General features: G+C 51.4%; 29 protein-coding genes. 18 read left to right on the top strand and 11 right to left on the bottom strand.

Translation table 11 applies throughout. The features are described from left to right. Positions 1 to 145 precede the first annotated feature (145 nt). The 6 genes from LN341_RS05645 to LN341_RS05670 all read left to right on the top strand — a co-directional run bounded on the left by LN341_RS05645 (position 146) and on the right by LN341_RS05670 (position 4,716). Positions 146 to 640: a hypothetical protein gene (locus LN341_RS05645; RefSeq protein WP_120510441.1), complete on the top strand. Its 495-nt coding sequence runs from the start codon at positions 146 to 148 to the stop codon at positions 638 to 640. A gap of 79 nt (positions 641 to 719) precedes the next feature. Beyond that, on the top strand, positions 720 to 1,850 hold the full coding sequence (locus LN341_RS05650; protein WP_234204320.1) for an endonuclease/exonuclease/phosphatase family protein: 1,131 nt from the start codon (positions 720 to 722) through the stop codon (positions 1,848 to 1,850). Then, a complete protein-coding gene (locus LN341_RS05655) occupies positions 1,850 to 2,461 on the top strand; it encodes an alpha-ketoglutarate-dependent dioxygenase AlkB (protein WP_234204321.1) in 612 nt (203 codons plus the stop codon). Before LN341_RS05650 ends, LN341_RS05655 begins: the two co-directional genes overlap by 1 nt. A gap of 117 nt (positions 2,462 to 2,578) precedes the next feature. Beyond that, entirely contained in the window at positions 2,579 to 3,694 is a 1,116-nt protein-coding gene (locus LN341_RS05660) for a DUF3541 domain-containing protein (protein ID WP_370643704.1), read from the top strand. Between the two features lie 96 nt (positions 3,695 to 3,790). Further along, on the top strand, positions 3,791 to 4,411 hold the full coding sequence (locus LN341_RS05665) for a DUF2238 domain-containing protein (protein WP_234204322.1): 621 nt from the start codon (positions 3,791 to 3,793) through the stop codon (positions 4,409 to 4,411). Further along, positions 4,405 to 4,716, top strand: coding sequence for an NIPSNAP family protein (locus LN341_RS05670; protein WP_046219366.1), 312 nt, complete (start codon positions 4,405 to 4,407; stop codon positions 4,714 to 4,716). Before LN341_RS05665 ends, LN341_RS05670 begins: the two co-directional genes overlap by 7 nt. Positions 4,717 to 4,834: 118 nt before the next feature. On the opposite strand, the gene LN341_RS05675 is transcribed toward LN341_RS05670, so the two are convergent. Further along, positions 4,835 to 6,778, bottom strand: a complete 1,944-nt coding sequence (locus LN341_RS05675) for a ligand-gated channel protein (protein ID WP_234204323.1) — start codon at positions 6,776 to 6,778, stop codon at positions 4,835 to 4,837. 112 nt (positions 6,779 to 6,890) lie between these two features. On the opposite strand from LN341_RS05675, the gene LN341_RS05680 reads away from it, so the two are divergent. After that, positions 6,891 to 7,841, top strand: a complete 951-nt coding sequence (locus LN341_RS05680; protein ID WP_234204324.1) for a LysR family transcriptional regulator — start codon at positions 6,891 to 6,893, stop codon at positions 7,839 to 7,841. 20 nt (positions 7,842 to 7,861) lie between these two features. On the opposite strand, the gene vctC is transcribed toward LN341_RS05680, so the two are convergent. From vctC to amrB, 6 genes are all read right to left on the bottom strand, one after another. Next, positions 7,862 to 8,620 (bottom strand): iron chelate ABC transporter ATP-binding protein VctC, encoded by a 759-nt coding sequence (gene vctC, locus LN341_RS05685; protein ID WP_234204325.1) that lies wholly within the window; start codon positions 8,618 to 8,620, stop codon positions 7,862 to 7,864. Positions 8,621 to 8,625: 5 nt separating this feature from the next. Next, positions 8,626 to 9,576, bottom strand: coding sequence for an iron chelate uptake ABC transporter family permease subunit (locus LN341_RS05690; RefSeq protein ID WP_234204927.1), 951 nt, complete (start codon positions 9,574 to 9,576; stop codon positions 8,626 to 8,628). 4 nt (positions 9,577 to 9,580) lie between these two features. Further along, positions 9,581 to 10,519, bottom strand: a complete 939-nt coding sequence (gene vctD, locus LN341_RS05695) for an iron chelate uptake ABC transporter permease subunit VctD (RefSeq protein ID WP_234204326.1) — start codon at positions 10,517 to 10,519, stop codon at positions 9,581 to 9,583. Between the two features lie 17 nt (positions 10,520 to 10,536). Then, positions 10,537 to 11,415 (bottom strand): siderophore ABC transporter substrate-binding protein, encoded by an 879-nt coding sequence (locus tag LN341_RS05700; RefSeq protein ID WP_234204929.1) that lies wholly within the window; start codon positions 11,413 to 11,415, stop codon positions 10,537 to 10,539. A gap of 457 nt (positions 11,416 to 11,872) precedes the next feature. Next, the gene (gene amrA, locus LN341_RS05705; protein WP_046219359.1) at positions 11,873 to 12,487 is read right to left on the bottom strand and encodes an AmmeMemoRadiSam system protein A; all 615 of its coding nucleotides are present in this window, start codon (positions 12,485 to 12,487) and stop codon (positions 11,873 to 11,875) included. Further along, entirely contained in the window at positions 12,441 to 13,244 is an 804-nt protein-coding gene (amrB, locus tag LN341_RS05710) for an AmmeMemoRadiSam system protein B (protein WP_234204327.1), read from the bottom strand. Before amrB ends, amrA begins: the two co-directional genes overlap by 47 nt. 170 nt (positions 13,245 to 13,414) lie before the next feature. On the opposite strand from amrB, the gene amrS reads away from it, so the two are divergent. The 5 genes from amrS to LN341_RS05735 all read left to right on the top strand — a co-directional run bounded on the left by amrS (position 13,415) and on the right by LN341_RS05735 (position 16,520). Continuing rightward, positions 13,415 to 14,539, top strand: coding sequence for an AmmeMemoRadiSam system radical SAM enzyme (gene amrS / locus LN341_RS05715; RefSeq protein ID WP_234204328.1), 1,125 nt, complete (start codon positions 13,415 to 13,417; stop codon positions 14,537 to 14,539). A gap of 89 nt (positions 14,540 to 14,628) precedes the next feature. After that, the gene (locus LN341_RS05720; RefSeq protein WP_046219356.1) at positions 14,629 to 14,937 is read left to right on the top strand and encodes a glutaredoxin domain-containing protein; all 309 of its coding nucleotides are present in this window, start codon (positions 14,629 to 14,631) and stop codon (positions 14,935 to 14,937) included. Between the two features lie 61 nt (positions 14,938 to 14,998). Then, positions 14,999 to 15,451, top strand: coding sequence for an OsmC family protein (locus LN341_RS05725; RefSeq protein WP_234204330.1), 453 nt, complete (start codon positions 14,999 to 15,001; stop codon positions 15,449 to 15,451). Beyond that, positions 15,448 to 16,137 carry an MOSC domain-containing protein gene (locus LN341_RS05730; RefSeq protein ID WP_234204331.1) on the top strand — a complete coding sequence of 230 codons (690 nt, stop codon included), beginning with the start codon at positions 15,448 to 15,450 and terminating at the stop codon, positions 16,135 to 16,137. Before LN341_RS05725 ends, LN341_RS05730 begins: the two co-directional genes overlap by 4 nt. Continuing rightward, on the top strand, positions 16,137 to 16,520 hold the full coding sequence (locus tag LN341_RS05735) for a VOC family protein (protein ID WP_234204332.1): 384 nt from the start codon (positions 16,137 to 16,139) through the stop codon (positions 16,518 to 16,520). The genes LN341_RS05730 and LN341_RS05735 overlap by 1 nt, the downstream gene beginning before the upstream one ends. A 69-nt stretch (positions 16,521 to 16,589) precedes the next feature. Here LN341_RS05735 and LN341_RS05740 read toward each other — a convergent pair whose 3' ends face one another. The 3 genes from LN341_RS05740 to LN341_RS05750 form a co-directional block, all read right to left on the bottom strand. Next, positions 16,590 to 16,790 carry a hypothetical protein gene (locus LN341_RS05740; RefSeq protein ID WP_046219353.1) on the bottom strand — a complete coding sequence of 67 codons (201 nt, stop codon included), beginning with the start codon at positions 16,788 to 16,790 and terminating at the stop codon, positions 16,590 to 16,592. Between the two features lie 225 nt (positions 16,791 to 17,015). After that, positions 17,016 to 17,651, bottom strand: coding sequence for a LysE family translocator (locus LN341_RS05745; RefSeq protein ID WP_234204333.1), 636 nt, complete (start codon positions 17,649 to 17,651; stop codon positions 17,016 to 17,018). A gap of 26 nt (positions 17,652 to 17,677) precedes the next feature. After that, positions 17,678 to 18,334, bottom strand: coding sequence for an alanine--tRNA ligase-related protein (locus LN341_RS05750; protein ID WP_234204335.1), 657 nt, complete (start codon positions 18,332 to 18,334; stop codon positions 17,678 to 17,680). Between the two features lie 113 nt (positions 18,335 to 18,447). Between LN341_RS05750 and LN341_RS05755 the strand changes: the two genes are divergently transcribed. Beyond that, a complete protein-coding gene (locus LN341_RS05755; RefSeq protein ID WP_234204336.1) occupies positions 18,448 to 19,359 on the top strand; it encodes a LysR family transcriptional regulator in 912 nt (303 codons plus the stop codon). A gap of 93 nt (positions 19,360 to 19,452) precedes the next feature. Here the strand turns inward: LN341_RS05755 and LN341_RS05760 are convergent, their stop codons facing one another. Further along, positions 19,453 to 20,727, bottom strand: coding sequence for an amino acid deaminase (locus LN341_RS05760; RefSeq protein ID WP_234204337.1), 1,275 nt, complete (start codon positions 20,725 to 20,727; stop codon positions 19,453 to 19,455). A 169-nt stretch (positions 20,728 to 20,896) separates the two neighbouring features. Here LN341_RS05760 and LN341_RS05765 point away from each other — a divergent pair, with 169 nt between their 5' ends. From LN341_RS05765 to LN341_RS05785, 5 genes are all read left to right on the top strand, one after another. Then, positions 20,897 to 21,760 (top strand): MurR/RpiR family transcriptional regulator, encoded by an 864-nt coding sequence (locus LN341_RS05765; RefSeq protein WP_046219348.1) that lies wholly within the window; start codon positions 20,897 to 20,899, stop codon positions 21,758 to 21,760. 60 nt (positions 21,761 to 21,820) lie between these two features. Further along, positions 21,821 to 23,260, top strand: a complete 1,440-nt coding sequence (locus LN341_RS05770) for an amidohydrolase family protein (RefSeq protein ID WP_234204338.1) — start codon at positions 21,821 to 21,823, stop codon at positions 23,258 to 23,260. Positions 23,261 to 23,306: 46 nt separating this feature from the next. Further along, positions 23,307 to 23,699 (top strand): RidA family protein, encoded by a 393-nt coding sequence (locus LN341_RS05775; protein WP_027252576.1) that lies wholly within the window; start codon positions 23,307 to 23,309, stop codon positions 23,697 to 23,699. A gap of 221 nt (positions 23,700 to 23,920) precedes the next feature. Beyond that, entirely contained in the window at positions 23,921 to 25,411 is a 1,491-nt protein-coding gene (locus LN341_RS05780) for a sodium:solute symporter family protein (RefSeq protein WP_234204339.1), read from the top strand. A gap of 192 nt (positions 25,412 to 25,603) precedes the next feature. After that, on the top strand, positions 25,604 to 26,497 hold the full coding sequence (locus tag LN341_RS05785; RefSeq protein WP_234204931.1) for a sugar kinase: 894 nt from the start codon (positions 25,604 to 25,606) through the stop codon (positions 26,495 to 26,497). The last annotated feature ends 9 nt before the right edge of the window (positions 26,498 to 26,506 follow it).

Here is a 26,506-nt window from a genome sequence, read left to right on the forward strand (position 1 = left end):
CGCTCTCGGGGTATGAGAGGGGTCTGCAGAGCTGCTGTGTTCACTGAGAGATGTCCGGCTCGGCTTACCGGCAATTTGTAATTGCAGGTAGGGAAGGAACCAGAATGGCTGAGCCGTGGACGACATAAGCATCAGGGAGAGTGCAATGTGGGCAACACTAGATTTTGAAGCGTCAGGCTTATCGGACCAATCCTACCCTATTGAAGTGGGCTATGTACTTCCTGACGGCAACGGGCAAAGTATCCTGATCAACCCACTGACCGCCGGTGATGTCTGGCAGTACTGGGACAGCTACGCCGAGCAACGTATTCACAGAATCCCCCGCAGCGAACTGGAACAGCATGGTATGCAGGTGCTGGAAGTCTGCCAGCATTTGAACAGTGTGCTGGGGCAACTGGACTATGTGTTTTGTGACAGCCAGTGGGATTTGTTCTGGCTGGGGCGGCTGTATCATGCGGCCCATATGCGGCCCTCCTTCACACTGACCGAAATCGGCCACTGGCTGCAGCAGGAAAACGGCATAGAAAGAGCCCGTTTTCAGCGTGCGCTGGAAGCCTTGGGGCCTGCGAGGCACAGAGCCATGCATGATGCCAGGCAGATTTATCAGGCGATCAGCAGCCTGGTGAATATTCCGGGCTGATGTCAGGCGCTGGAGCAAGGGAACAACACAGCGTACAATCAATACAGACTATTGAATTTCAGTCTGTTGGGAGTGCGTTGTGCCAACACCTACCTTAAGAGTTGCGGTATTTAATATCGCCCTGTCTGATCCTGTTGCCGGCCGGATACGGCAGAAGCTGTCGGCGCCGGGCCACGCAAGAATTTCCCGGCTGGCAGCCATGATTCAGCATATGCAGCCCGATGTCCTGCTACTGTGCGAGTTTGACCACCCCGGTGAAGGGGGCGATGACGGTGGCCTGACGGATTTCTGCCGCTATTATCTCGCCGAACCGCAACATGGTCAGGTCGCAATTGATTACCCTTACCGTTATTGCCCGCCTGCGAATACCGGCTTATTGTGCGAGGCGGATCTGGACGGAGACGGGGAACGCACCCTGCCTCAGGATGGTCAGGGCTATGGGTTTCATCATGGTCATTTCAGCTTTGTGGTGCTGTCGCGTTATCCGTTGATAGAAGAGGATATCCGCAGCTGGCAAACCCTGCTGTGGCAGCAGATGCCGGATAACCATATGCCGGAGGGCTATTACAGCCCAGAAGCAATGGCACAGCTCAGGCTGTCATCGAAAAATCACCTTTTAATTCCGGTACAGGTCGGGCACAGGCGATTCCAGCTGCTCTGCGCTCACCCGACGCCGCCTGTGTTTGACGGCCCCGAGCGGCGTAATGCCCGCCGTAACCATGATGAGTTGCGACTCTTAATGGACATTATCAATGATGAAGCCTATCTGACCGATGATCAGGGTAATTCTGGCGGTCTGAACCAAGACACGCCTTTTGTGTTGCTGGGGGATCTCAATGCCGATTTGCATGATGGTGAAGGTATGGTGCTTGCACTCCGGCACCTGCTGTATCACCCCAGAGTTCATCGGGCTGTTGCAGAAGGTAAACTGACCCCGAAAAGCTTGGGCGGGCGATTTTTCCGGCCCTGGAAATTACGCCGGGGCAGAAGTTCGGAGTGGACACACCTGAGCGGTCTGCGGCTCGATTATGTTCTGCCTTCTGCTGATTTCGATGTGCTGAACAGCGGCGTGTTCTGGCCGGATAAGAAAGATCCGCTGCGCAGACTGGTCACTGGCGAAGACGGCAAAGAGCGGGCCGATATCAGCTCTGATCACCGGCTGGTATGGGTCGATGTACGTCTGCCTGCGGTGAAGGACGAGTACAGCTGATGCACAATCTCGACTTATTCGGTGAAGCCAGCTCGCCGGGCGAGTGGATTGCTATTGATGGCGGCTTGCTGTTCTGGGCGCCGGCCTTTTTTACCGTTTCCGACTCAGATCGCTATTTCCGCGCGCTGCGCCAGTCGCTCAACTGGCAGCAGGAAGCCATTACACTGTATGGTCGCCGGGTGATGCAGCCGCGTTTGCAGGCCTGGTGCGGGGAGGCTTCCTATACCTACTCGGGGCTGACTATGCAGCCGGACCCATGGACGCCAGCCTTGCTGCAGATAAAGGCCACCTGTGAACAAGTGGCGAATACCCGTTTTAATTCGGTGCTGGCGAATCTGTATCGTAACGGACAGGACAGCATGGGCTGGCATCAGGATAACGAGCCCGAACTCGGCCCCGCGCCTGTGATTGCCTCGGTAACCTTAGGCGAGACCCGGCGTTTTTTGCTGAAGCATCGTAACACCGGGCAGAAAATTGATTTTCAGCTCAGTCATGGTTCTTTGCTCATCATGGCGGGCCAGACTCAGTCCCACTGGGTGCACAGCGTGCCAAAGACCACTCAGCCTCTCAGTGAGCGGATTAACCTGACTTACCGATGGATTAATACGTAACTGCTCAGCACCGCAAACGTAAAAATGCAGATATTCCGCAGGTTTAAATGACATACCACTGACGTGAACAACGGCGCCTTTGCTATGATTGTGTTGTTAAATCGTTGCGGGGCTGCTATGAATATTCGTCGTTTTGTTGTTTATCTTCTGATTACGCTTCTTTCACTGCCTGGCTGGGCGGCGATGCAAATTTCGCCCAGACCGGCAGAACCGCCTGTACAGCAACAGGTATTGCCATCCTATGCCGATGATGCCGCATTGATACGGCAAACCTTTGAAACCCAGCTGTTTACATTACCGGCATTTAAAATGGGCCATTATGGCCTGAGGATGTATCGCCAGACGATGGATCCCAAATACCAGTCGGCCGTGTGGTCAGACTTGGCACGTGTGGCCAGCCGGCTCAATGCCGTGACGACAGAAATTTACACGCCGGCACAAATAAAAGCCTATTCGGAAGCCCGCGAAGCCAGGTATCAGCGCAAAGACGATGCCCGCAGCGATTTACGTTATCTGGCCACCAGAGATTACCCTGAGTATTATTTTCTGGGCGTCGATCTGCTTGGCTCTATGGCCCGTGCCAATGAATACGGCCTTAAACACAGAGAAGACCACAAATTACGCGACATCATCCGTCGCTATGATTTTGCCCGTTATGCCACCGACCCAGACATGATCCGCGCATGGGCAGCGCAGCTGGCCAATCAGGTTTACTGGTTACGTCAGCTTGGCGAGCAGGACGTGGTTGAGCCTTTTATTACTGCTTTCCGGGCGACCTATCCGGACAGCCAGGATAAACAGCTCAGCGAGCAGCAGTACATGAATAAGATATACGGCATGACCCATATTATCTTTGCGGCATCCTCGTATTATCAGTATCAGCTCAAGGAAAGCGATTTTCAGTGGATTTATGATCACTTTCGCCGCCATATCGACGATATTCTGTTGCATACCAAGGAAGATGTGGTGGCCGAAGTGGGTATCAGCTTCCTGTTAGCCGGCCTGCAGGATGATCCCGTGGTCGAAAAAACGCGCCAGTTCATCCAGAAATCGATCGACCGGCAAACGGGTATGGTGCCGTCAGTCAAAGGCGAAAGCGAGCTGTATGACGGTGAGCACCGCAACACGCTGGCAATCATGCTCCTGGACTGGCGTGGCGTCCATGCCGCCCCGACTGTCACCAACCAGCCGGCTATGTTTGAGAGCCTGCCTTATGGTTTGGTGCCGCGGTAGTAGAACGATTCCCCAGTGATGCCCGTGAACTTGCCTGTGATGTCAGAACAATGATATTGAAGTGGACGTTAACTTGATGCATAAAAGGACAAGCATTTGAAATATATCTGGCTCTCTGTGTTTACGGTGGTGTTTATTTGGTCCGGCATCAATCCGAAAGATACCTTTACCTGGTTTCTTGAAGTATTGCCTGCGCTGATTGGCCTGATCTTGATAGTGTTCACTTATAATACATTCAGGCTCACCCCTTTACTGTACGGGCTGATTTTACTGCATTGCATTGTATTGATGGTGGGTGGTCATTACACCTACGCCGAAGTGCCTTTGTTCGACAATCTGTTCGGGGCCGAAAGAAATAACTACGACAAAGTCGGTCACTTTTTTCAGGGATTTGTCCCGGCGATTCTGGCAAGGGAAATACTCATCAGAAAGCAAATCGTCAATGGCCGGTTTTGGGTGAGTGTGGTTGCTGTGTCTATGTGTCTGGCCTTCAGTGCTTTTTATGAACTCATAGAATGGTGGGTGGCACTGGCGACAGGCGAAAACTCGGAAGCTTTTCTGGGCACTCAGGGCTATGTCTGGGATACCCAGTCTGATATGGCATTTGCGCTAGTCGGCGCTGTATGCGCGACGTTCTTACTGTCCCGCTGGCATAACCGTCAGCTGGTTTCTCTGCATCAAACGAATGAACCATCACAAAGGAATGAATCATGGTGACTTGTTTTTTACGCTACGTGATTGACCCTTATAAAGTCAGCGAATTTGAAGAATATGCCCGGATGTGGATCCCGCTGGTCAATCAATTTGGCGGCCAGCACAACGGCTATTTCCTGCCTTCTGAAGGGGCGAGCAATATCGCGTTGGCGCTGTTCACCTTTCCCAGCCTGGCGGATTACGAAAACTACCGGAAAGCATCCACGACGGATCCGGATTGCCTGCGCGCCTTTCAGTTTGCCGAGGACACCCGCTGTATTATCAGCTACGAACGTAACTTTTTCCGCCCGGTGTTTGGGGATGAATAACACGCTTGCGATCATACGTAGTCTGGCTGCAATGCCAGTGATATTGAATGAGCCGGGATAGATCAGAAGAATGCCAGCCGACACCGGCTGGCATTGTCAGGAGGGGGGAGGTCAGGTATCAGAAGCCGACATTCATGCCAACCCAGTAACGGCGGCCATCTTCCACATAGCCATATTCGTCATAAGTGACTTCTTCATCCAGCAGGTTATAAATGGCGGCATTGACGGCCACATTATCCGTTAACTGATAACTTACCCCCATGTCTAGGAAGGTATAAGACGGTGCTTCCAGGCTGCTTGATGATGGCCCTGTTGTTGGTTCCATCTCTTCACCGTGATAGGTGACTTGCCCCCAGGTCTCTAAGTCAGCTGTGGCTTGCCAGGAAAGATCGGTACTGAATAAGTGCTTTGGCAACTGAACCAGTGGCTGGCCCTTATAGTCGCCCGATTTTTGCTCAGAATCGTTAAAGGTGTAGCTGGCATTCCAGAAGACACTGTCACCCAGTGGAGTGCTGAGGCTGAGTTCGACACCTTGTGTCGTCGCTTCATCGATGTTGATGCGTTTTGTTGCTACGCTGCCACTGCTATTGGTCGGGCCACAACTGGAACATTCGATACGAGAAATCTTATCTTTGAAGTCGTTATGAAAGAGCGTGGCACTCGAATTTAGCCCGTTATCATTCTGGTAGTTCAGACTGACTTCGGTATTTACTGACTTTTCAGGCTGCAGATCCGGATTACCATAGATATCACCGCCGCGGCTGCCTTGTGCCCATTCTGCAGAGGTTTCTCGCAGTGTCGGCGCGCGATAACCTGTAGATACACCGCCTTTAAACACCCAATTTGATGTGATGCTCCAGACACCATAAGCCCGTGGGCTGACATGAGTACCATAGTTTTCATCATCATCGACACGTGCTCCTAAAGTCAGGCTGAATGAGTCGGCAATGGCCCATTCATCTTCAAGAAATACCGCTACACGGTCACTGTCCAGCTCAGTCAGGTCGGAAGCACTGTTAGATGTGTAATCTTGAAGTTTTTCATATTGATATTCAAAACCTGATGTCAAAATATGGGAATAGACTGGCGTAACCAGGCTGGTCTTGAAGACAGTATTTTTACTTTCCATTTCCCGGCTTTTATTTTCCGAGTCTTCATATTTCAGGTAAGTGTTGGATTGCCCGATTGAGCCCCAGTCACCCAGGTGCGTGATGGCGTAATGGGTACGGGTATATTCTTCTAAAGTATCAACACATTCTCCACGGCAACCTTCAGTCGCAACTGACTTACCGACCGTTCCGGCACGGGATTGCTCGCTGATCCCTGCTTCTAACGACATCGCGTGTAGATCATTAAGCTGGTAAGTAAGTTTGGCGTTGAAGCTGTTCAGATCTTTATTTTCATAGCCATTGGTGATCGCGTCTTCATCGCGGACTGTAGTTTGTCCGTTAAATTGTGCGGTGAGATTTTCCGTTAATGGGCCGGTCAGAAAGAAGTTAGCGCTGCGCTCATCACCAGAGTCGCGATTTTCCTGAATGACAGTACCCAATTGGAGATTGCCGAGCCAGTGCTGGTTGTCTTTGCGGGTGATGATGTTGACAACACCGCCAATGGCATCTGAGCCGTACAGTGTCGACATCGGGCCACGGATAACCTCAATGCGCTCAATCGCTTCTAAAGGCGGTAACCAGCCCTGTTCAATACCCGGACCGTCACTATTTGGTCGGGTCTGACGAGATGATTGGCGTTTACCATCAACCAGAATCAAAGTGTACGCTGAACCCATACCACGGATACTGATGTCTTTATTATCGCCACCCCCTGTGATGGTGACACCGGGAACGGTTTTCAGTGCATCTGTGACATCACGATAATATTTATGCTCAAGCTCCTCACGAGTGATCACGCTGATGCTGGCGGGCGCGGTGATTTCTGCTTGCTCGTAACCGGACGCAGTCACTACCAGGGTTTCGGTCACAGGGGATTGTTGAGCGGCCTGTACACTGGCAGCCAATAGTACTGATCCTGTCAAAGTGGAGAGGGGTAAACGATAGCTAGACATTATTTTTTCCATAAATGATAATGATTCTTAAATCTATTTGCGATTATTGCTATATTCGCTGCTACTGACTAGATCAATGAGTGGAACGGGCCGTTCCGAAAATGGGATGAGGATGAAAACAGAACTGCAGGGTATCCGGGCATTTGCTGCACTGAGTCGTTTTCATAGTGTGACTGCCGCAGCAAAGGCATTGAATCAGCCGAAATCGACCATCAGTCGCCGCCTGGCTCAGTTAGAAACTGAACTGGGACAGCGGCTTTTTATCAAGCAAGGTTCACGTCTGATGCTGACACGTGCTGGAGAGGTCTTTTCTGAATACTGTCAGCGTTTACTGACAATGGCTGAAGAGTCACAAAATGCGCTGCAATCACTTAAGCAAAGTGTGGCTGGGGAAGTCACTTTACTGGCGCCCCAAAGCCTGGTGCGAGGCTGGTTAAGGCATGAACTGCATCACTTCCTGGATGCCCATCCTCAGGTCAATATCCGCTTATTTACCGAAGACCGTGATGAATATTTCCAGCACGAGCCGGACATTGTGTTAGCGATTGGGGAGCAGGATCTGCCGGGAACATGGCGTAAGAAAACGCTTGGTTACTGGCAGTTTGGTCTGTATGCATCTCCGCGTTATATCCAGAAATACGGGGTGATTATACACCCAGAACAGCTCCATGCGCATCAGTGGTTGCCGTTTGACAGCGATAAAAGCAATACCGTTTATCTTTCTAACGGGCAGGAGGACTGTGTGGTGATGCCGCCCATCAGCCGGTTAACCAGCGATAACCTGCTGCTTCAGCTTGATTCCATCTCATCGGGATATGGCGTCGGGTTATTACCGACTTGGATTGCCAGTAATTACCTTAAAGCACACCCGGGTAATTTAATGCCCTGCTTACCCGAATGGTATGGCGCAGCCCGCCCAGTGCTGTGCTATTTTGCCGCCGGCGTGCTGCCGCTCAGGGTGCAAACCCTGATCAAAACGCTGAATGAGCATGCCCCGAAAGAATGGCTGGAGCCTATTAACGTGACAGCCCATACCCCTGATAGCTTGTCTGAAGCGGGTTGATGCAGAGTGGATATCAGCACTTACGAGAAGTATAAACACATACGTTTTCCGCCGATTTCGATAACGTTAAAGGGGGTTTCGTAAATCTCAGACAACACATCAGCATCAATCACTTGATCAACCCGGCCCTTAGCAACAATTTGACCTTTTTTCAGCGCAATGATGGTGTCGGAATAGCAGGAGGCAAAGTTGATATCATGAATGACGATGACGACTGCTTTATGTAACTCATGGGCTAAACGCTGAATGGTGTGCATGATTTGCAAAGAGTGCTTGATATCTAAGTTATTGAGCGGTTCATCCAAAAAGACATAATCGGTATCTTGCGCGATGACCATGGCAATAAAAGCAAGCTGACGCTGCCCGCCACTGAGCTCGTCAAGGTATTTATCCTGGATGTTACCGAGATCTAAATATTCGATGGCTTTATCGATCACATCGTTATCTTCTGTGGCTAGGTTGCCCTGGCAATAAGGAAACCGGCCGAAAGCGATAAGCTCCCGCACGGTAAACCGCAGGCTAACGTTGTTAGCCTGGCGCAATACAGATAAACGTTTGGCCAACGCTTTGGTATCCCATTCAACCAGTTCCTTGCCATCAATCCAGACTTCGCCCTCGTCACGCTTCAATAAACGTCCGGCGATAGAAAGCAGTGTACTTTTTCCGGCACCATTGGGGCCAATAATGGCCGTCACTTTCCCTTTTGCAAATTCAGCACTGGCATTTTTCACCACAGGGTGCTCGCCAAAGCGTTTAGTTAAATGTTTTAATTCAATCATCAGGGTTACACCACTTTACTTCGTAACAGTAAGAATAAGAAATAGATGCCGCCGACAAAGTTAATCACTACGCTCAGTGTGGTTTCAAAGCCAAATGCTTTTTCGATAATCCATTGTCCGGTTAGCAAAGTGGCAACAGACATCAAGCCACAGACAGTTAATAAATATTTGTGCTGATAGGTTTTCAGCCATTCCCGGGTCAGGTTTGTGATCAAAAGGCCAAAGAACATAATCGGGCCAATTAATGCGGTTGAAATGGCAATCAGTACAGAGGAAAGTAATAAAACGGTACGCGTTGTTCGTTGAATATCTACACCCAGGCTGGTGGCGTTATCCTGGTCGAGTAAATACACATCAAGCGTTCGGTGAATGTTAAATAACCAGACTGTTACCATAATAAGAACAGGTAATGTCCAATATACTAATTCCACATGAATACTATTGAAACTTGCAAACATATTAGCTTGTACATTGGCAAACTCATCCGGATCCATCAGCATGGTAAAAAAAGACGAACCGTTTTGGAAAAGCTGCCCAAAAATAACACCTAATAAAAGCAGTGAAATAATATTCCTGGCGGAATACCGGAAATAGAGTAAAAACAAAATAAAAGAGAATGCCATCATCAAGATCACGGAGATCGAAAAGTTGATCACAGCATTTGTCATCATCATACTCAGCCCGCCAAACAGGCTTACTACCAACACCTGAATAAGTAAATACAGCGAGTCAAAGCCCATAATACTAGGGGTTAATATCCGGTTATTGGTGATGGTCTGAAAGCAAAAAGACGCCATGCCAATAGCCAAGCCAGCAATGATCATCGCCAGCACCTTGGGAATTCGGCGCGATAAAAAGTATTGGTAGTTGTCTGCCGTTAAGCCATAACCAATGAACAGTGCGGTCATGACTATGCATAAGATCAGCAGGATGAACATTTTATGTTTATCCGTTATCTGTTTATTGATCATGGCGCATTCCTTTCAACACCAGGAAAATAAAGACACTGCCACCGAGCAGGCTGATTACCATGGAGATTGGAATTTCGTAAGGAAATATCAGCACTCGGCCAACCAGATCGCATGCCAGAACCAGAATTGCACCTAACACAGCAGTGCGCGGAATGTTCTTGCGTAGATTATCGCCGTAGAAATGGTTAACCAGGTTGGGAACAATCAAACCGAGAAAGGGCAGTTGGCCGATAATCATCACCACAGTAGCGGCCATAATTGAGACCAGGGCGACACCAATCGTCATCACTTGCTGGTAATTCAAACCAAGATTGATTGCGAAGTCTTTACCCATGCCTGTAGCCGAAATACGTGTTGCGTATAAATAGCTGAAGATGGCCACAGGCAGGGCAACATAGAGCAGCTCATAATTACCTGCCAGGATATTGGCAAAATTAGCAACAGCCCAACCAGACAGATTTTGCAGTGCATCATATTTATAGGCGATAAAGGTTGCCATAGAAGCAATGATATTGCCGAAAATGATCCCGATTAAAGGTACAAAAACCGCGTTTTTAAACTGAATTCGCTGGATAAGCTGTACAAAAAAAAGCGTGCCGATCATCGCTGTAGCAAAAATAAGCCACAGCTGATCGCCGTTGCCAAAAATCACTAAACTTAAGACAAAACCCAACATTGAGCACTCAATGGTGCCCGAGGTTGAAGGCGCAGCAAAGCGGTTCTGGCTGATTTGCTGCATGATAAGGCCTGCGATACTCAGCCCCCCGCCGGCCAGCAATATTGCAAGTAAACGGGGAACACGGCTAGAAATAAACAGTTGCCAGGCATTGGCATCATTATTAATAAGGTGGGCTAACGATACGTTGCCCACCCCGATAAACAATGAAGACAGACTCAGGCAGACTAAAATAAACAGCAATTTAGTCACAACAACCTCGGATCTGATTATTGCGCTTTGCTCAACGCTTCAATGTCTTCAATCATGGTTTGTGTGGCTGTAATACCAGAGCTGGCGACATACCAGGCTGGAATATCAAGGTAAACCATACGATTGTCCTGATAAGCTTTGGTTGATTTGACCAAGTCGTTATCAAAATCCTGGCGGGTGGTACTTTTGCCTTTATTAACTAATTGATCGCGGTCTAAAATCAGCAAGGTGGAGGGGTTTTCCTGGCTGACCAGTTCATACGAGACCAATTGACCGTGACCGCCAGTTTTCTCTGATTTTGTCTCTTTTGCGTCTGTTTCAATGGTGGGTTTAAAGCCGAAATCCTGATACAAGACCGCGAAACGAGAGCCTTCACCGAATGACGTCACATTGCCCCCCGAGCTCATCAGCATGAGCGCGTCCATATTATGGCTTTGGTTGTAGTTTTTGATTGCAGCAAAGCGCTGGTTTAAGGTTTCGATTTTTTGATTGACGACATCCTGTTTATCAAAGATTTCCCCTAAGTCGTGCCACAGCGCTTGGGTGCTTTGCCAGTAATCACTGCCATTTTCCACCGCAAAAACAAAGGTTGGAGCAATTTTAGTCAGCTCTTTAAAGTGTTTGGAACTGCGAGGGCCGACAATAATGAGATCAGGTTTCTGGGTATAAATGGATTCAAAATCGGGTTCAAAAATGGTGCCCGCAGAAGAGACATTATTATCATTATATTGAGTGAGATAGCTGGGTAATGTTGTGCCTTTTGATACCGCAACCGGCTTTATGCCCAGCGCATCAACAGCATCTAACGCACCAATTCCGATCACCACGACACGTGTGGGCGATGTCTCAATAGTGGTTGAGCCCATAATGTGGTCAACGGTGACGGATTCAGCCATGGCAGGCAGCGTGGTTATAACACCGAAACTGATTAAGCCCGCTGTGATCACACCTGATTTAGCGAAACACTTCATTTCCATTTCCTTTACATAATCGATAATTATTATCATTTCGATTACTGTATGGTTTTTGAGGAACAAATCAATATTTCTTATGTAAAGTTACGAAAAGAGCGGTCGGGCTCATGATGACAAATGAATGCGGCCAAGCTTGACTTTTCGCTGGAAATCTAAAGGGAAAAGTGACAAAAGAAATGAGACTGCATTGAGCAGCCTCATTGTTTAGTTATGCTTATTTGTAATGTTTAGTAATAATGTAATAGGGCTGGTGTCGACTGTTAAATGGAGTGTTCGCCACACTCGCGTTTATCATCCGTCTCATGTTTTTCTCTTATCATTCACCTTCATTCTAAACTTCAGTCAGCATTGGGTGTGGTATCAGGTTTGTCGGAGCGTTTTAAACGAACTGAGAGAAATACTTCCCTTTGATTTGCGTCGTGGTGAAGGTTTTGACTCGGATATTGGCTGACCAGTGGTTGATCGGCCAGCCAGCCTTTTGTTTCAGCGCTTTGATAAAGGCAGCCGGCGAGGAAAGCTTGTCCCAGACCTGAGGCAAAAAGACTGCCTGCGAATGGTGCTCTGTCAGGATCACCCCCACTTTGTGCTCTTCAAGATAGGCGATCAGTGCTTCTTCGGAATCGACCTGCAGCAGTTTTGGATCGGAAAGCACTGAAATCTCAATGGTCAGGCTGCTGAGCTGATCTTCGGTCAGCGGCATGAAGCGTCTGTCCTGATAGGCGCTGTCTCTGGCTTTGTTGTGCACTTCAAGGACCAGAGGCTCATTGGCGGTCACGGTTCCCAGACAGCCCTGCAATTCACCGTCAACTTCCAGCGTCACAAAACATGCGCCGTTAGCGAGTAACTTGCGATTGTATAAATCCAGTTGTGGTGGTCGCGGCAACGCTTCAGAGAAATGGCTGCGAATGGCCTCTCTGGCGATATCCAGCAGTTGGGTCATTTCGCCTTTATTCAGGGCCGGTTTGGGTGGTGGCGGACACGAGGTAACTGACATATCCAACGACTCTCTCCTTATCTCCGGCTTCTGTGTCGCCGGAATTTTTGTATTCTATTTGTGTTAAGAAATAGCCTCTTTGCTTTGCCAGTAATAACAAGGTGTTGATCCCGGTCGACCCGCAGGCTTGCTGCGGGGTCAGGCTGGGGTCGAACGTTTCGATCACTGTCAGGGTACGGTGATCGATATCCTGTGCATCTGCATAGGGGTGGTAATGGCTCAGATCACTGCTGATCACCAGCAGGGTGTCGTCCTGCCACAGGGGATCGATCATCTCTGCCAGCCGGGCTGGTGCAATGCGGCTGGTCAGAATCGGCAGCAGGGTAAACGCAGAAAGGCAGCTTTGCAGGAAAGGTAACTGTACTTCCAGACAATGCTCCAGTTCGTGTATACGATCTGATATCTCAATATCATTCAAATGCGACAGCTTTTCAACACCTTGTAAGTCGATTTTGACTTCACCTAACGGTGTGGCGAAATACTGGTCAGCAGGCAGGGCGCAACCGTCAAACGCATAGTGGTGGCTGGGGCCAATCAAAATCACTTTGCGATACTGACTGTGCGCTTTTTTCAGCCAGCGAAACGCATTGGCCGCTACTTTTCCGGAGAACATGTATCCCGCATGCGGCACGATCAGCGCCCTGGGTATCAGTTCAGCGTCACAGGGTGCAGCCAACCATTGCTGAAGCTGTTTTCTCAGCCCGAGCGGCGACGCCTGATAAAACCGTCCAGCCACAGCGGGGGCGCGAATACTCATGGTCTGGCCTTTGTTCTGGGTGATGATTGCAACAAGGTCACGCACTGCTTGCAAGCAAGAACAGAGCGCCACCAACTATAGTTAAGTATAGGAAGGAATCATGACCGGGCTGTGACCAGAACAGCCACCGGAACCATGTTCAGCAACCCAACCGGACAGTAAGCATCGCCATGGCACGACTCAACCCAGCACCGACAGTACAGATTGAAACAGGAAGCGGCTCAGCTGACAGCTGGCCGACTGAGTTCTGGCATCAGTTGGATGATGGCCGGGTGGTGTGTGACGTTTGCCCGCGGCATTGCCGGTTACGTGAGGGCAAGCGCGGTGCCTGCTTTGTACGTATGGCGGAGCATGGCCGGATCGTGCTGACCAGCTATGGGCGCTCAAGCGGTTTTTGTATTGATCCGATTGAGAAAAAGCCGCTGAATCATTTCTATCCCGGCAGCTCAGTGTTGTCGTTCGGTACGGCGGGCTGCAACCTGGGCTGTAAATTCTGTCAGAACTGGAGCATCAGCAAATCGCGCGAAATCGACACCTTAGGCGCCACGGCCATGCCGGAGCAGATTGCCCGTGCAGCCAAGGCGTCCGGCTGCGATTCGATTGCTTTTACCTACAATGATCCGGTGATTTTCATGGAATACGCCATGGACTGTGCGCAAGCCTGTCATGCGCATGGCATTCACAGTGTGGCGGTGAGTGCCGGTTATATCTGTGATGCCCCCCGGCAGGCGTTCTACCGCCAGATGGATGCGGCCAATATCGATCTGAAAGCCTTCACTGAGCACTTTTATCATAAAATCTGCAGTGGCCATCTGGCCCCTGTGCTCGATACCCTGTTATACCTGCGCCACGAAACCCGGGTATGGTTTGAAATCACCACTTTGCTGATCCCGGGTGAGAATGACAGCCCGGCCGAAATAGCGGCGATGTGCCGCTGGCTGATGGACAACCTTGGCCCGGATGTGCCTTTGCACTTCAGTGCTTTTCATCCTGATTTTAAAATGATGGATACGCCGCCGACACCGCCGGCCACGGTTTTGCAGGCCAGACGGATTGCGCTGGAGGCCGGTCTGCATTATGTCTATGTGGGGAATATGTTCGATGAGGCTGGCGACAGTACCTATTGCCCGGGGTGCGGTCAGCGGGTGATTTCGCGCAACTGGTATGCACTGGGCGATTACGATCTGACTGAGACCGGCTGCTGCAAACATTGCGGTTTTCATCTGGCAGGACGCTTTACGGCATATCAAGGCAGTTTTGGCCGCAGGCGGATTCCAATCCAGATTCATGCCTGAAAGTGGATAAAACCAACAAGTCGGGCCCTGAGATTTTACTCCTGTGTTGCTTTGCATTATCTTACCGTTTTTCCGGTACCAAACAGAGAATGTCCCGCATGACGATTGAAGAATTACACCAGTTTCAGAATCTGGTCATTACCCAACCCAACTGTCCTTACTGTGTGAGAGCAAAAGCGATTCTGGATGATCGCGGAACTGATTATACAACCCTGGTACTGGGTCAGCATTTAGAAAAAACCGAGATGGTTACTTTTATCGAGCAAGTGGCGAACACCACAGTCCGCACTGTGCCGCAAATTATCCTCGATGGAAAATATATCGGGGGGCACGATGATCTGGTCGCTTTTTTAGAGCGGCAGGTCGAAGCCGATGCACTTGGTGATTTTGAATTGTGATTAGCAAGGCTCCCGTTGGGAGCCTTTTCTTTATTGATTAACTATTCATTAGGAGGTCGGTATGAGTTTTAACGTCAAAGTCGCCTGGCAGGGTTACTCTCAGCCGGGTGAAGCATTCAGCCGGGATCATCAGATCCAGTTTGGCAGCGGGCAAGCGCTTGAGGCTTCATCCGCGCCGGATTTCAAAGGCAGTGCCGATAAGGTGAATCCGGAAGAAAGCCTGATGGCGGCCCTGTCGTCCTGTCACATGCTGACTTTCCTGGCCATTGCTCATCTCAAGCGTTTGCCGGTTGCCAGCTATCAGGACAATGTCACGGCTGAACTGGGTCAGAACGAGGCCGGAAAAACCAAAGTGGCTGTGATTGATCTCAACCCTGTCATTACTTTTGTGGATGGTGTCGAGGTATCGCCGGAAGTGCTGGAAAAAATGCACCAGAAAGCGCACGACAACTGTTTTATTGCCAACAGCCTGAATACCACAGTCCGGCTGAACGGAAAGGAGTTCACTCATTGATTCAGCTCGATACAGCAATCGTATTAACTGGCCTGTACTGCGGAAAAGTGGCGCAGAAATACGGGATCAGAACGGCCATGGCCAAGCAGGCGGTCAGCGGCAAGTGCTATCTTTCAGCCACCGGACTGGACGGCGATGAATGCGCGGAGCCTAAATTTCATGGCGGTACAGAACGAGCGCTGCATCAGTATCCGCTGGAGCATTATGCATTCTGGCAGCAGCAGTTTCCGGAACGTGACTGGCCAGCCCCCGGGGTGGGAGAGAACATCAGCACTCAGGGGATGACGGAAGAGAAGGTGCGGATCGGTGACCGCTTTCAATGGGGTGAGGCGGTGATAGAAATCAGCCAGCCCCGCTCGCCTTGCTATAAGCTCAGTCGTCGCTGGGAACTGCCGGAATTCTCTGCCGTGATGCAGCAGACCGGGCGTTGCGGCTGGCTTTACAGGGTCATTACGCCGGGATATGTCAGCAGTGATGATCCTTTGGTGTTGATCAAACAAGGAGAAGACAGGTTCACAGTAAAGCGGGTGCTGGACTGGTATTTCAATGATCCGATGAATCTGGACAAACTGCGCCTGCTGCAGGAATGCGAGGCGCTGTCGGTCAACTGGCGCAATACGGTGGAAAAACGCCTGAAAACAGGCGAGCTGGAAAACTGGCATTTTCGCCTCAACGGAGCGGGCTGATGCTGAAAGGGATCCACCATACGGCGATTATCTGTTCCGATTATGCCCGATCGAAAACGTTTTACGTCGATCTGCTCGGGCTGGAGATTGTCTCTGAACATTACCGTGAAGCCCGGCAATCCTGGAAGCTCGATTTAGCCTTGCCGGACGGCAGTCAGATTGAGCTGTTCTCTTTCCCTGACGCCCCGCCGAGGCCAAGCTATCCTGAAGCTCAGGGGCTCAGGCACCTTGCCTTTGCCGTTGAATCGGTAGAGGCCGCTGCACTATGGCTCAATGAGCAGGGTATTGCGACGGAACCGGTTCGTATTGACGAACTGACAGGAAAAGCCTTTACGTTTTTCAGTGATCCGGATGGTTTGCCGCTTGAGCTGTATGAATGTTAATGAGAGGAAAGGACTGTCTGAAATGAATAACGGGCTACTTGGGTAGCCCGTTGTCTGATTTGCAGATGATTACGACAGGGCGTAGCCAATCAGGCTGGCAAAAATAATGCAAGCCCCGCCAAAGACGCCGTATTCGACGCGCTTTTCAACGATACAATCCACTTCTTCTTTTTGAACGGTCAGCATGCTGAAGATGCAGCCTCCCGCCAGAGCAACGGCCAGCACGCCCAGACTAAACAGACCTGCCTGGACGACATCAATCAACGCCATATCAATCCCCTTTTATGAGCCCAAGGTGTATGCATGCTTGTGTTGACCTTTCCGGCTGATAGACAGCCCCGGACGAACTGCATGTCTGATCCCAACCGGAACAATGCCCGCATTGGTCTTTATTTCGGGGCGAATCATACACTTTCTGGCCGCCCGTGTAATCCCGGCGGTTGTAATCAAGGGTGACAAAGCTGTAAAGACGCGCGGATGTTTGTCTGTTGCTTTTTATACGAAGGCCAGTCTTGCTGCAAAGGCAATCAGGACCACACCTAAAGAGCGTTCAATCACGTGCATCTGGCGGTGAAACCACAGACGGGCTTTCTCGGCGGAAAACAACAGGCTGACCAGGACAAACCATAAGGCGGTGACTGCACACATCCAGACGCCGTAGAAAATCTGAATCGTCAGTGGCGTATCCAGGCTGACAACATTGGTGATAATGGCCAGAAAGAACAGCGTGGCTTTCGGGTTGGTGGCATTGGTCAGAAAACCGATGCCGAACGCACGACGTAGCGTCTGATGGCCTGACTCAGGTGTCGTATCGACCGTCGGGGCGTCGCTGGGGGCTGGTTTACTGCGACATAATTGCACGCCGAGATAAACAAGATAAGCAGCCCCCAGCAGTTTGGCCGCGATCAACAGCCACTCTGAGGTATGCATAATGGCGCTGACGCCAAGCAGGGTATAGAGCACGTGAACGGAAAGGCCAGCGCCGATACCGAAGGCAGTCACGATACCGTGTCGGCGGCCAAACCTGAGGCTCTGGCGTACTGTCATGACAAAGTCGGGGCCGGGGGCGACAACGGCCATAAAATGGATCAGCGCCAGGGAAATAAATTCGGGCCAGTATTCACTGAACATTGGTTACATCCTTATTCTTGCTGAGCTTAGCCCACATCCATGATTTGATAACGAACCTGAAGCTTACCTTTTTTCAGCTTGGTTGAAACCCGGATATTTGCCGGGATCTCACCGGTTGCCGCAACATGCGTACCGCCGCAGGGCCAGGCCATCAAATCACCAAAGGCAACCCAGCGTGTGCCGTCTGATTTCGTGTGTGAACGCATGGGCAGATTGGCCGCGATCAGTCGGGTCAGGTGCTGCAATAAAGTGTGTTCGTCCAGCTCGATAACATGCTCGCGGGGGGAGAATTCGACCCGGCATTCGTTCGGCCAGTGATGGGCTTTCTCAGGCTGCCAGCCATTTTGCTGACCAATATTGCCGATCAGGTGACCCAGACTGTGCAGGATGCTGTGGGTGTTTCTGGGCTCTTTATCCATGGCAATCGTGACTGGACCTGTCGGCAGCGGCTGGCTGATCACATGCTGGATAATGTCCCCTGCTTTTTGGGTGTGCAGGACTTGTGCCCGCTCACCACAATGGGTGGTGATGCGGCCTGTGTCGCCGGGCTGGCCACCACCTTGGGGATGAAAGACAGTTTTGTCCAGCACGGCAATCCAGTGTTCGCCTTCCTGAAAGCAGGCGAGTAACTCGGCTTCACAGTGAAGGGCATGTGAATCCAGGTATAAGGCTTGTGTTGTCATCTTGTGCTTCCCTGTCCGCTTGTCTGTCATTCATTGTAATCGTGGCGGCACTACATGATAATCCATCATCAATTCAAATAACTTTTGCGCAGAGCGCATCAATCAGAGGCGGCATGAGCAGCAATAAACACATTGGCCTGATGCAGGATATGGCGATTTTTGTATCTGTGGTGAAAACCGGCAGCTTTTCCGAGTCCGCCAGATTATTGGGTGTGTCGCCTTCTGCGGTCAGCCGCGCGATCAAACAACTGGAGCAGCAACTGGGGGTGTGTTTGTTGCAACGCACCACACGCAAACTGCGGTTGAGTGAAACCGGCCGGACAGTGTACGAGCGCTGTCTGCAGCTGGATGACACCGCACGAGAAGTACTGGCACTGTGTGAAAGCCAGGACAGCTCAGCCCGCGGTGTGGTGAAAGTGGCCGCGCCTAAAGCCGTTGCGCATTCGCTGATTCATCCTTATGTGGCGGAGTTTCTCAGTCTGTATCCGGACATTGATGTGCATCTGGTGCTCGATGATCAGGCGCTGGATCTGATTGAGCAGGAGATTGATATCCTGTTCAGAATTACCCGTCAGCCGCCGCAGGGACTGATAGGGCGCAGCCTGATGCCGATCGATCATGTGCTGTGCGCATCACCGGATTATCTGAGCCGCAGAGGAACGCCGACCCACCCCAAAACGCTGACGCAGCACAGCTGTATTTCACTGGGTGAAAACGATGCGGATTCCAAATGGCGCTTCAGACAGGGCGAAAGCCGGCTGACCGTGCCTGTGACCGGCCGCTACCGGGCCAATCATTCCCGTGTGCGGCTGGAAGCGGCGGAGCAGGGCATCGGCATCGCCAGCCTGCCGGTGTTTGTGGCAGAAGCGGGCATCGCCAATGGCAGCATCACACAGGTGTTGCCAGATTGGGAATTTGAAACCGCCTACACAGGTGATTTGTGGATGCTGTATCCGGCAACGCGCCATATCCCGGCGAAGGTGACCCTGTTTGCAGATTACATTATGGGTAAGTTAGGCCGCTGAGCGAGTGCTGAGGTGCTGTGACATTCGCAGCACAGGTACAAGGGAAAAACAGCCACCCGGGGGCGGCTGCAGTGTGATGGCATCAGCCTGTGATCAGAAGCGGGTATCCACGAAATGGGTCACTGTATCTGTATTATCAGCGACACTGATGTAGCGCCATTTGTCGAAGGTCAGGCAGGGGTGTGAGGTCGAGAACACCAGAATATCCCCGACTTTGAGATCGCAACCGGCCGGCACATTGACAAAGGTATGTTGATCCATAATTGCAGTCGCTTCCAGCCCCTGCACATTCAGCGGCTGACCGTCGCGGAATCCGCGCTCGACAAGAGGCAGCCCGGCATCAAAGGCCACATCCCGTTTACCCATCCCGATCACGGCTTTACAGGCTTCAGGTACAGACAATACATAGGCCCACAGTTCAAGGGCCGATTCCAGATCGCCGCCCAGCTCGCAGGCATAGCCCTGATTGCGTCTTGCCCGGGACATGACCTGCTGCTGGGCATCCTGATAAATCCCTGTGTCGTGGATCAGATAACATCCCGGACGGATGATAGCCGTTAAGTGCGGATGTGCCGAAAACTCATCGGCCACGATATCGTACCAGGCTGAGCCGGCCCCTGTGATAATCGGGCTGTCGACTGTGATCAGCTTTTTCTCGGTCAGCTGTTCAACCAGCATCACGGCATCGCGCAGAAACAGCCGGATCTTATCTTCTGCATCCGCCCCGTGAATCACCCCTTCATAGACCTCCAGGCCGTATAACCTCAGGCCTTTGGCCGCTTGAATGAAACCGGCCAGCGTCTCGACTTCTTCGTGATTACGACAGCCACATCGGCCGCCTGGTACGCCGTATTCAATCAGCACATTGAGCGTGAGGGACGCTTCTGAAAAAAAGCGGCTCAGCTGAGCTGCGTTTTCACAGGAATCCACACAGGCATAGAATTGCACGTCGTGCTGGCGCATCAACCGAGCAATCAGCGCCATATTGGCTTTGCCGACCAATTGATTGGCCATCAGAATGTGTTTGGCTCCTGCGATAGCAGCAGTCTCAGCTTGTGCCGGAGTCGCCACCGTAATACCCCAGGCGCCGGCTTCGAGCTGCTCTGAAAACAGCGCCGGTGTCATTGTGGTTTTACCGTGCGGTGACAGCCTGACCTGATGATGATTAGCGAACTGCTGCATCCAGTTCAGGTTGTTTTTGATCGCCGATTCCCGGATTACGGCGGCAGGCAGGCAGATCTCCTCGTTGATCAGGCTGTATCGACCGTCACTTTTCTCATTGACCCACACACCTTTGGTGCCGGCAGGAAAGATTTTGTGATCGAATTCTTGGTATTTACTAACATGCTTTTTGTTTGCTTGAGGCATTGGTTATTCTCCTAACATAGCCCTTAGGCCTTGCCACATATGGTTTGTGGCGTGTTGATAGTATTCCTGATGTTAGAAACTATCAAACAATACAAGATGAATTGTGCGGTTTCTCACTGTTTATGACCGCCCGTCTTACTAGTATTCACCCCATAGAGGAAAGGCAGCCGTGACCATTGAAGTGGACATTGTGTCCAGAATTACAGAGTGCTTCCCTCAATTAAGAGAAGCAGAAAAAAAAGTTGCCCGCTTGGTGGTAGACGATTTAAGTGGCGCAGCTTCAGCCAGCATCACAGAACTGGCTGAAGAAGCGGGTGTCAGTGAAGCCACGATTACCCGTTTTGCCAAAGCGGTGGGCTGTAAAAACGTACGCGACCTGAAAATGAAGCTGGCCCAGTCACTGGCGGTAGGACAGCGATTCATCCATGAAAGCCCGGATGAGTCGGGGATTCAGGGGGTGTACGAGTCGATTAAGAACGTGATTAATATCAATCGCAAAATCGTGAACGAGGCCGATGTTGCCAAAGCAGTTGAGATCTTGCTGGGAGCGCGTCAGGTGCTGTCCGTCGGCATGGGGGGCGGCTCGACCATCCTGTCGCAGGAGCTGCAATTCAGGCTGTTTCGGATTGGCTTTGCTGTCAGTGCCTACAACGATGGGCTGTTAGCCCGGATGGTGGCTTCAACGGCCGACAGCAAGGATGTGATGGTTGCCCTGTCAGTTACAGGCTACACGGCGGAAGTGGTGGAGCCGGCGTCGATTGCCAAGCAGTACGGGCTGAAGGTGATCGCAATTACCGCGCCGGATTCACCGCTGGCAAAAGTCAGTGATGTGGTGCTGCCGCTGGTCACAGATGAGACCGACTTTATTTATAAGCCTTCAGCGTCGCGCTACGCCATGATGGCAATGATTGATGTGTTGTCGACAGAACTGGCCTTGAGTCAGAAACGACGCTCCCGCGACAGGCTGCGTCGGTTGAAACTGGCGTTAGACAGCCACAGGGGCGGCGATGATCGCCAGCCATTAGGAGATTAACCTGCCAGCCTGAGTGATCATGGCATGGTGGGAATCAAGCATTGAAAGAGAGGAAAACGTATGCAGTTTGAGACCGTGTTCCGCCATGTCACCATTGTTGACGGCACAGGCACTGATGCTTATCAGGCCGATCTTGCCGTCAAAGATGGCCGCATTGCCGCCATTGGTGATCTGGCCGGGTGTGAGGCAACTCAGATCATTGATGGTCAGCATCTGGCACTGTCTCCGGGGTTCATTGATGTCCATACCCATGACGACACCAATGTCATTCGTTATCCCGACTGCCAGCCGAAGATCAGCCAGGGGGTCACCACTGTGATTGTCGGTAACTGTGGTATCAGTGCTTCGCCTGCGATTCTGGCCGGGGATCCGCCAGATCCCATGAACCTGCTGGGTAAACAACAGGACTTTCAATACCCGACATTTGCCGCTTACGCAGACGCTGTTCGTCAGGCGCAGCCTGCGGTCAATGTGGCGGCGCTGGTTGGCCATACCACTTTGCGAAATAACGTGATGGATGATTTGTACCGAGCTGCCAGCGCGCAGGAAATCTCGGCAATGAAAGCGCAGTTAAAGCAGGCGATGGCAGACGGTGCGTTAGGATTAAGCTCCGGTCTGGCTTACGCCTCCGCAAAACAGGCACCGACCGAAGAAGTGATGGCGCTGGCAGAAGAACTGGCGGCATACGGGGGCATCTATACCACCCATATGCGCACTGAATTTGAGCAGATCCTGGATGCCATGGATGAAGCGTTCCGTACCGGTATGCACGCCAAAGTACCTGTGGTGATTTCGCATCTGAAATGTGCCGGTGCCGGCAATTGGGGGCGGACAGTCGAAGTGCTGGAACGAATGGAGTCTGCCGCTCAGCGTCAGGACGTTGCCTGCGATTGCTATCCGTATTCCGCCAGTTCCTCAACCCTGGATCTGAATCAGGTCACAGATGAGTTCGACATCTTTATCACCTGGTCAGAATCTCATCCTGAGCATGCGGGCAAAATGCTGAAAGAGATTGCGGCAACCCTGGGGATGTCGCTGATGGAGACTGCCAAAGCCCTGCAGCCAGCCGGAGCTGTCTATCACTGTATGGATGAAGCTGATGTTGAGCGTGTCCTGAAATATCGCCTGACCATGGTGGGTTCAGACGGTCTGCCCAATGATCCGCACCCGCACCCACGCTTGTGGGGCGCATTCCCCCGCGTGCTGGGCTATTACAGCAGAGAGCGCAAGCTGTTCTCTTTAGAGCAGGCGGTACACAAAATGACAGGCATGTCGGCGAAGCGTTTTGGCCTGCAAGACCGCGGCGTAATTGCGCAGGGCGCGCATGCGGATCTCGTGCTGTTTAACCCGGACACAATTAAGGATGCGGCCAGTTTCGAAAACCCGATTACCGCCGCAGAAGGCATTGAGCTGGTGATGGTGAACGGACAGATCAGTTACCGGCAGGGCCGGGTCAGCCCGCAGCGTCATGGCCGTTTTTTGAGCAGACATCAATCTTGATGGATGGACCGAATTTTTAGCAGTAAACCCTATTGGAGAACAAAGTATGACAATTATTCGTTACGGCGTTGAAGGTGGCACAGGCACCGGCGGTCAGCATCTGCCATTTGCACGTGCGACCCAGGCTGGTGGCTTCCTGTATGTGTCCGGGCAAACCCCGATGACAGATGGTGAAGTGGTTGAAGGCGGCATTGTTGATCAATCACGCCTGGCGATTCAGAACTGTGTCGACATCATGACAGAAGCAGGTTACGGCCTGGAAGATGTGGTGCATGTAAAAGTGGTACTGACCGATTCACGTTATTTCCAGTCTTTTAATAAAGTCTTTAAAGAGTTCTTCGGCGAGCATCCGCCAGCGCGTATCTGCATGGTGTGCGACCTGGTGGTGGATGTAAAAGTTGAAGTAGATGTGACCTGTTACCGTGAAGATCGCCGTTAATTCGCCGAACTTCATTGAAAGATCTGAAGCCTGAAAATCAGTAAGACAATCACTCTGATCTGGAATCTATCAGACGGAGACATAGAAAAAGGGCTGGCAAAGTACCAGCCCGTAAAAAGCAAATTACTGATATTAAAAATAAATAGCAGTAATACATGGGATAACCAAGCAGGTCTATCCCCAAGCAAATAAAAGCAATGACGGATTATAAGAGGTATGGAATGAACAGTACACTCTTTCTCACCGGATTCGGTGCATATGTGGTGTTTATGATCTGGTTGGGATGGTTTGTGTCCCGCTCGCAGAAATCGGGTGAAGATTTTCTGCTGGGCGGTCGCGGTCTCCCATTATTCCTGATGTTAGGGACAACAGTGGCAACTATGGTTGGTACCGGCTCCAGTATGGGGGCAGTGGGATTCGGCTATAACAATGGCTGGGCCGGTGCGCTTTACGGGATTGGCGGGGCGTTGGGTATCCTGCTGCTCGCCTGGTGGTTTGCGCCTGTGCGTAAGCTGAACTTCATGACCATGAGCGAAGAATTGGCTTACTATGTGGGCGCGAATAAAGCGGTGAAAAACGTGGTCGGCTTGCTGATCTTCATCGCTTGTATCGGCTGGCTTGGCGCCCATATTCTGGGTGGTGGCCTGTATCTGGCCTGGATTGCCGATATCGACCTGAACACCGCCAAAATCATCATCGCAGCCGCCTTTACGATTTATGTGGTAATAGGTGGCTATACCGCTGTGGTGTGGACAGATACCATTCAGGCCGTCATTTTGTTTGCCGGTTTTATCCTGATGGCGGTGCTGTCGGTCAATCAGATTGGCGGGCTGGAAAACCTGTACGCTGCCATGGATCCTGCCGCTGTGAGTCTGTTCGGTATCGAGAAACTCGGTGGTCTGCCAGCACTGTCTCTGGCTATGGTTGTTGGTGTTGGGATTCTGGCGACCCCATCTTTCCGTCAGCGGATTTATTCCGGTAAAAATGTGTCTACCATCCGACGTTCCTTCGTGATGTCTGGCGTGCTGTATCTGTTTTTCTCTATCATTCCGGCCATCATTGGTATGTCAGCGCATGCGATCAATCCTGATCTGAATAACGCAAATTATGCCTTCCCGTATATCGCAGCCACAGTGTTGCCTGTCGGTATCGGTATGGTCGTGCTGATTGCCGGTTTGTCAGCCACGATGTCCAGTGCCAGCTCAGATGCCATCGCCGGGGTGTCTATCTTGCTGCGCGATGTCTTCATCCTGTTTACCGGCAAAGTGCCATCCAAAGACAAAATGGTGTTGTACTCCCGTCTGTCGCTGGTGATCGTGATTGGCATGGCGCTGCTGTTTGCCCTGACATCCAATGACATTATCAGCTATATCACCAAAATGATTTCCACCGTGATGTCAGGCATGTTTGTCTGCGGCATGCTGGGACGCTTCTGGCAACGTTACACCTGGCAGGGCGCGCTGGCGACACTGGCCGGTGCATCGGCAGCCTCCTTTGCCATCATCCTGAATGCCGAGTGGGGTGCTTACTGGGGCAATCCGTGTATCCCTTCTGTGATCACAGCGCTGGCCGCCGGTGTTGTCGTCAGCTTGGTCACGCCTGCCAACAAGGTGACGCCAGCTCAGGCGAAAGCCATTCTGGATGCCGAACGTGAAGCGATGGAAAACACTGTTCAGAAGGACATCGGTACGCAAGCGGCTTGTGCGAAATAATTCGCTGAAACTTGTAAAAATGCAGGTCTTTGTGATGAACCAAGGCCTGCATCATGAATTAGGCTTTTATTAGAAGCGGTTAACCTCTGCGACTGGTGTTTGTGAAAGGACTCAGCGGAAGATGTTGGCCGGATCTAATGTTCAATCTCATTGAAGGGTACCCGTGTGAAAATCGCATTTTTTGGTGAATGTATGGTCGAACTCAGCGGCCAGCCACTGCGTCGTACGTTTGGGGGAGACACCTTAAATACGGCGCTGTACCTGTCGCGCCTGGGGCGTTCCCGCCGACTGGATGTCAGCTATGCGACAGCGCTCGGAAAAGACAATATCAGCCAGGATATGCTGTCTGCCTGGCAGGAAGAATACATTGATACGCGGTTGGTGCGGCGCCTGGATGACAAATTGCCCGGATTGTATCTGGTTGAAACCGAACCGAGTGGTGAGCGTCATTTTCATTACTGGCGCAACGACAGTGCGGCGAAGTTCTATTTTGCTTCAGACGTCACGCCACTGGAAAAGTCGATTGTAAACAAAGAGTTTGATGTTCTCTATATCAGTGGTATCAGTCTGGCGATTCTGGCGGAAGAAGCCAAAGCCATTCTGATCACCTTACTGGAAAAGCACAAAGCCAACGGCGGTAAAGTTGTCTTCGATAATAACTTCCGTCCGCAGCTGTGGACGGCGAAACAGGCACAATACTGGTACAAACAAGTGCTGCCTTTTGTCGATATAGCTCTGATCACGGAAGATGACGACCACAAAGTGTGGGGCCAGAGTGACGTGATCGAGCGGTGTCGCGATCTGGGCTGCCACGAGGTGGTCATCAAACGCGGCGCGGCACCCTGTGTTGTCGTGACCGGTTTGCAAAATCGTCAACCCGACATCTGTGAAGTGGCAGCTAATCCGGTCGACAATGTGGTCGACACCTGTGCTGCCGGCGATTCCTTCGCGGCCGGATACCTCGCGGGACGCTTCAGCGGTCAAACCGCCAGCGCCGCTGCCGAACTGGGCCATCAACTGGCCGCAATCGTTATTCAACACCCAGGCGCGATTATTCCGCCTGACGCTATGACAGACATTATGTAAGGAGCTAGA

The organism is Photobacterium sp. TLY01, from assembly GCF_021432065.1.
Taxonomy (GTDB): domain Bacteria; phylum Pseudomonadota; class Gammaproteobacteria; order Enterobacterales; family Vibrionaceae; genus Photobacterium; species Photobacterium halotolerans_A.

Coding starts and splice junctions, on each gene's coding strand:
- LN341_RS05645 (WP_120510441.1), top strand. CDS start 146: ATGTGGGCAACACTAGATTTTGAAGCGTCAGGCTTATCGGACCAATCC.
- LN341_RS05655 (WP_234204321.1), top strand. CDS start 1,850: ATGCACAATCTCGACTTATTCGGTGAAGCCAGCTCGCCGGGCGAGTGG.
- LN341_RS05660 (WP_370643704.1), top strand. CDS start 2,579: ATGAATATTCGTCGTTTTGTTGTTTATCTTCTGATTACGCTTCTTTCA.
- LN341_RS05670 (WP_046219366.1), top strand. CDS start 4,405: ATGGTGACTTGTTTTTTACGCTACGTGATTGACCCTTATAAAGTCAGC.
- LN341_RS05675 (WP_234204323.1), bottom strand. CDS start 6,778: ATGTCTAGCTATCGTTTACCCCTCTCCACTTTGACAGGATCAGTACTA.
- LN341_RS05680 (WP_234204324.1), top strand. CDS start 6,891: ATGAAAACAGAACTGCAGGGTATCCGGGCATTTGCTGCACTGAGTCGT.
- vctC (WP_234204325.1), bottom strand. CDS start 8,620: ATGATTGAATTAAAACATTTAACTAAACGCTTTGGCGAGCACCCTGTG.
- LN341_RS05700 (WP_234204929.1), bottom strand. CDS start 11,415: ATGGCTGAATCCGTCACCGTTGACCACATTATGGGCTCAACCACTATT.
- amrA (WP_046219359.1), bottom strand. CDS start 12,487: ATGTCAGTTACCTCGTGTCCGCCACCACCCAAACCGGCCCTGAATAAA.
- amrB (WP_234204327.1), bottom strand. CDS start 13,244: ATGAGTATTCGCGCCCCCGCTGTGGCTGGACGGTTTTATCAGGCGTCG.
- amrS (WP_234204328.1), top strand. CDS start 13,415: ATGGCACGACTCAACCCAGCACCGACAGTACAGATTGAAACAGGAAGC.
- LN341_RS05720 (WP_046219356.1), top strand. CDS start 14,629: ATGTCCCGCATGACGATTGAAGAATTACACCAGTTTCAGAATCTGGTC.
- LN341_RS05725 (WP_234204330.1), top strand. CDS start 14,999: ATGAGTTTTAACGTCAAAGTCGCCTGGCAGGGTTACTCTCAGCCGGGT.
- LN341_RS05735 (WP_234204332.1), top strand. CDS start 16,137: ATGCTGAAAGGGATCCACCATACGGCGATTATCTGTTCCGATTATGCC.
- LN341_RS05740 (WP_046219353.1), bottom strand. CDS start 16,790: ATGGCGTTGATTGATGTCGTCCAGGCAGGTCTGTTTAGTCTGGGCGTG.
- LN341_RS05745 (WP_234204333.1), bottom strand. CDS start 17,651: ATGTTCAGTGAATACTGGCCCGAATTTATTTCCCTGGCGCTGATCCAT.
- LN341_RS05750 (WP_234204335.1), bottom strand. CDS start 18,334: ATGACAACACAAGCCTTATACCTGGATTCACATGCCCTTCACTGTGAA.
- LN341_RS05755 (WP_234204336.1), top strand. CDS start 18,448: ATGAGCAGCAATAAACACATTGGCCTGATGCAGGATATGGCGATTTTT.
- LN341_RS05760 (WP_234204337.1), bottom strand. CDS start 20,727: ATGCCTCAAGCAAACAAAAAGCATGTTAGTAAATACCAAGAATTCGAT.
- LN341_RS05770 (WP_234204338.1), top strand. CDS start 21,821: ATGCAGTTTGAGACCGTGTTCCGCCATGTCACCATTGTTGACGGCACA.
- LN341_RS05775 (WP_027252576.1), top strand. CDS start 23,307: ATGACAATTATTCGTTACGGCGTTGAAGGTGGCACAGGCACCGGCGGT.
- LN341_RS05780 (WP_234204339.1), top strand. CDS start 23,921: ATGAACAGTACACTCTTTCTCACCGGATTCGGTGCATATGTGGTGTTT.
- LN341_RS05785 (WP_234204931.1), top strand. CDS start 25,604: ATGGTCGAACTCAGCGGCCAGCCACTGCGTCGTACGTTTGGGGGAGAC.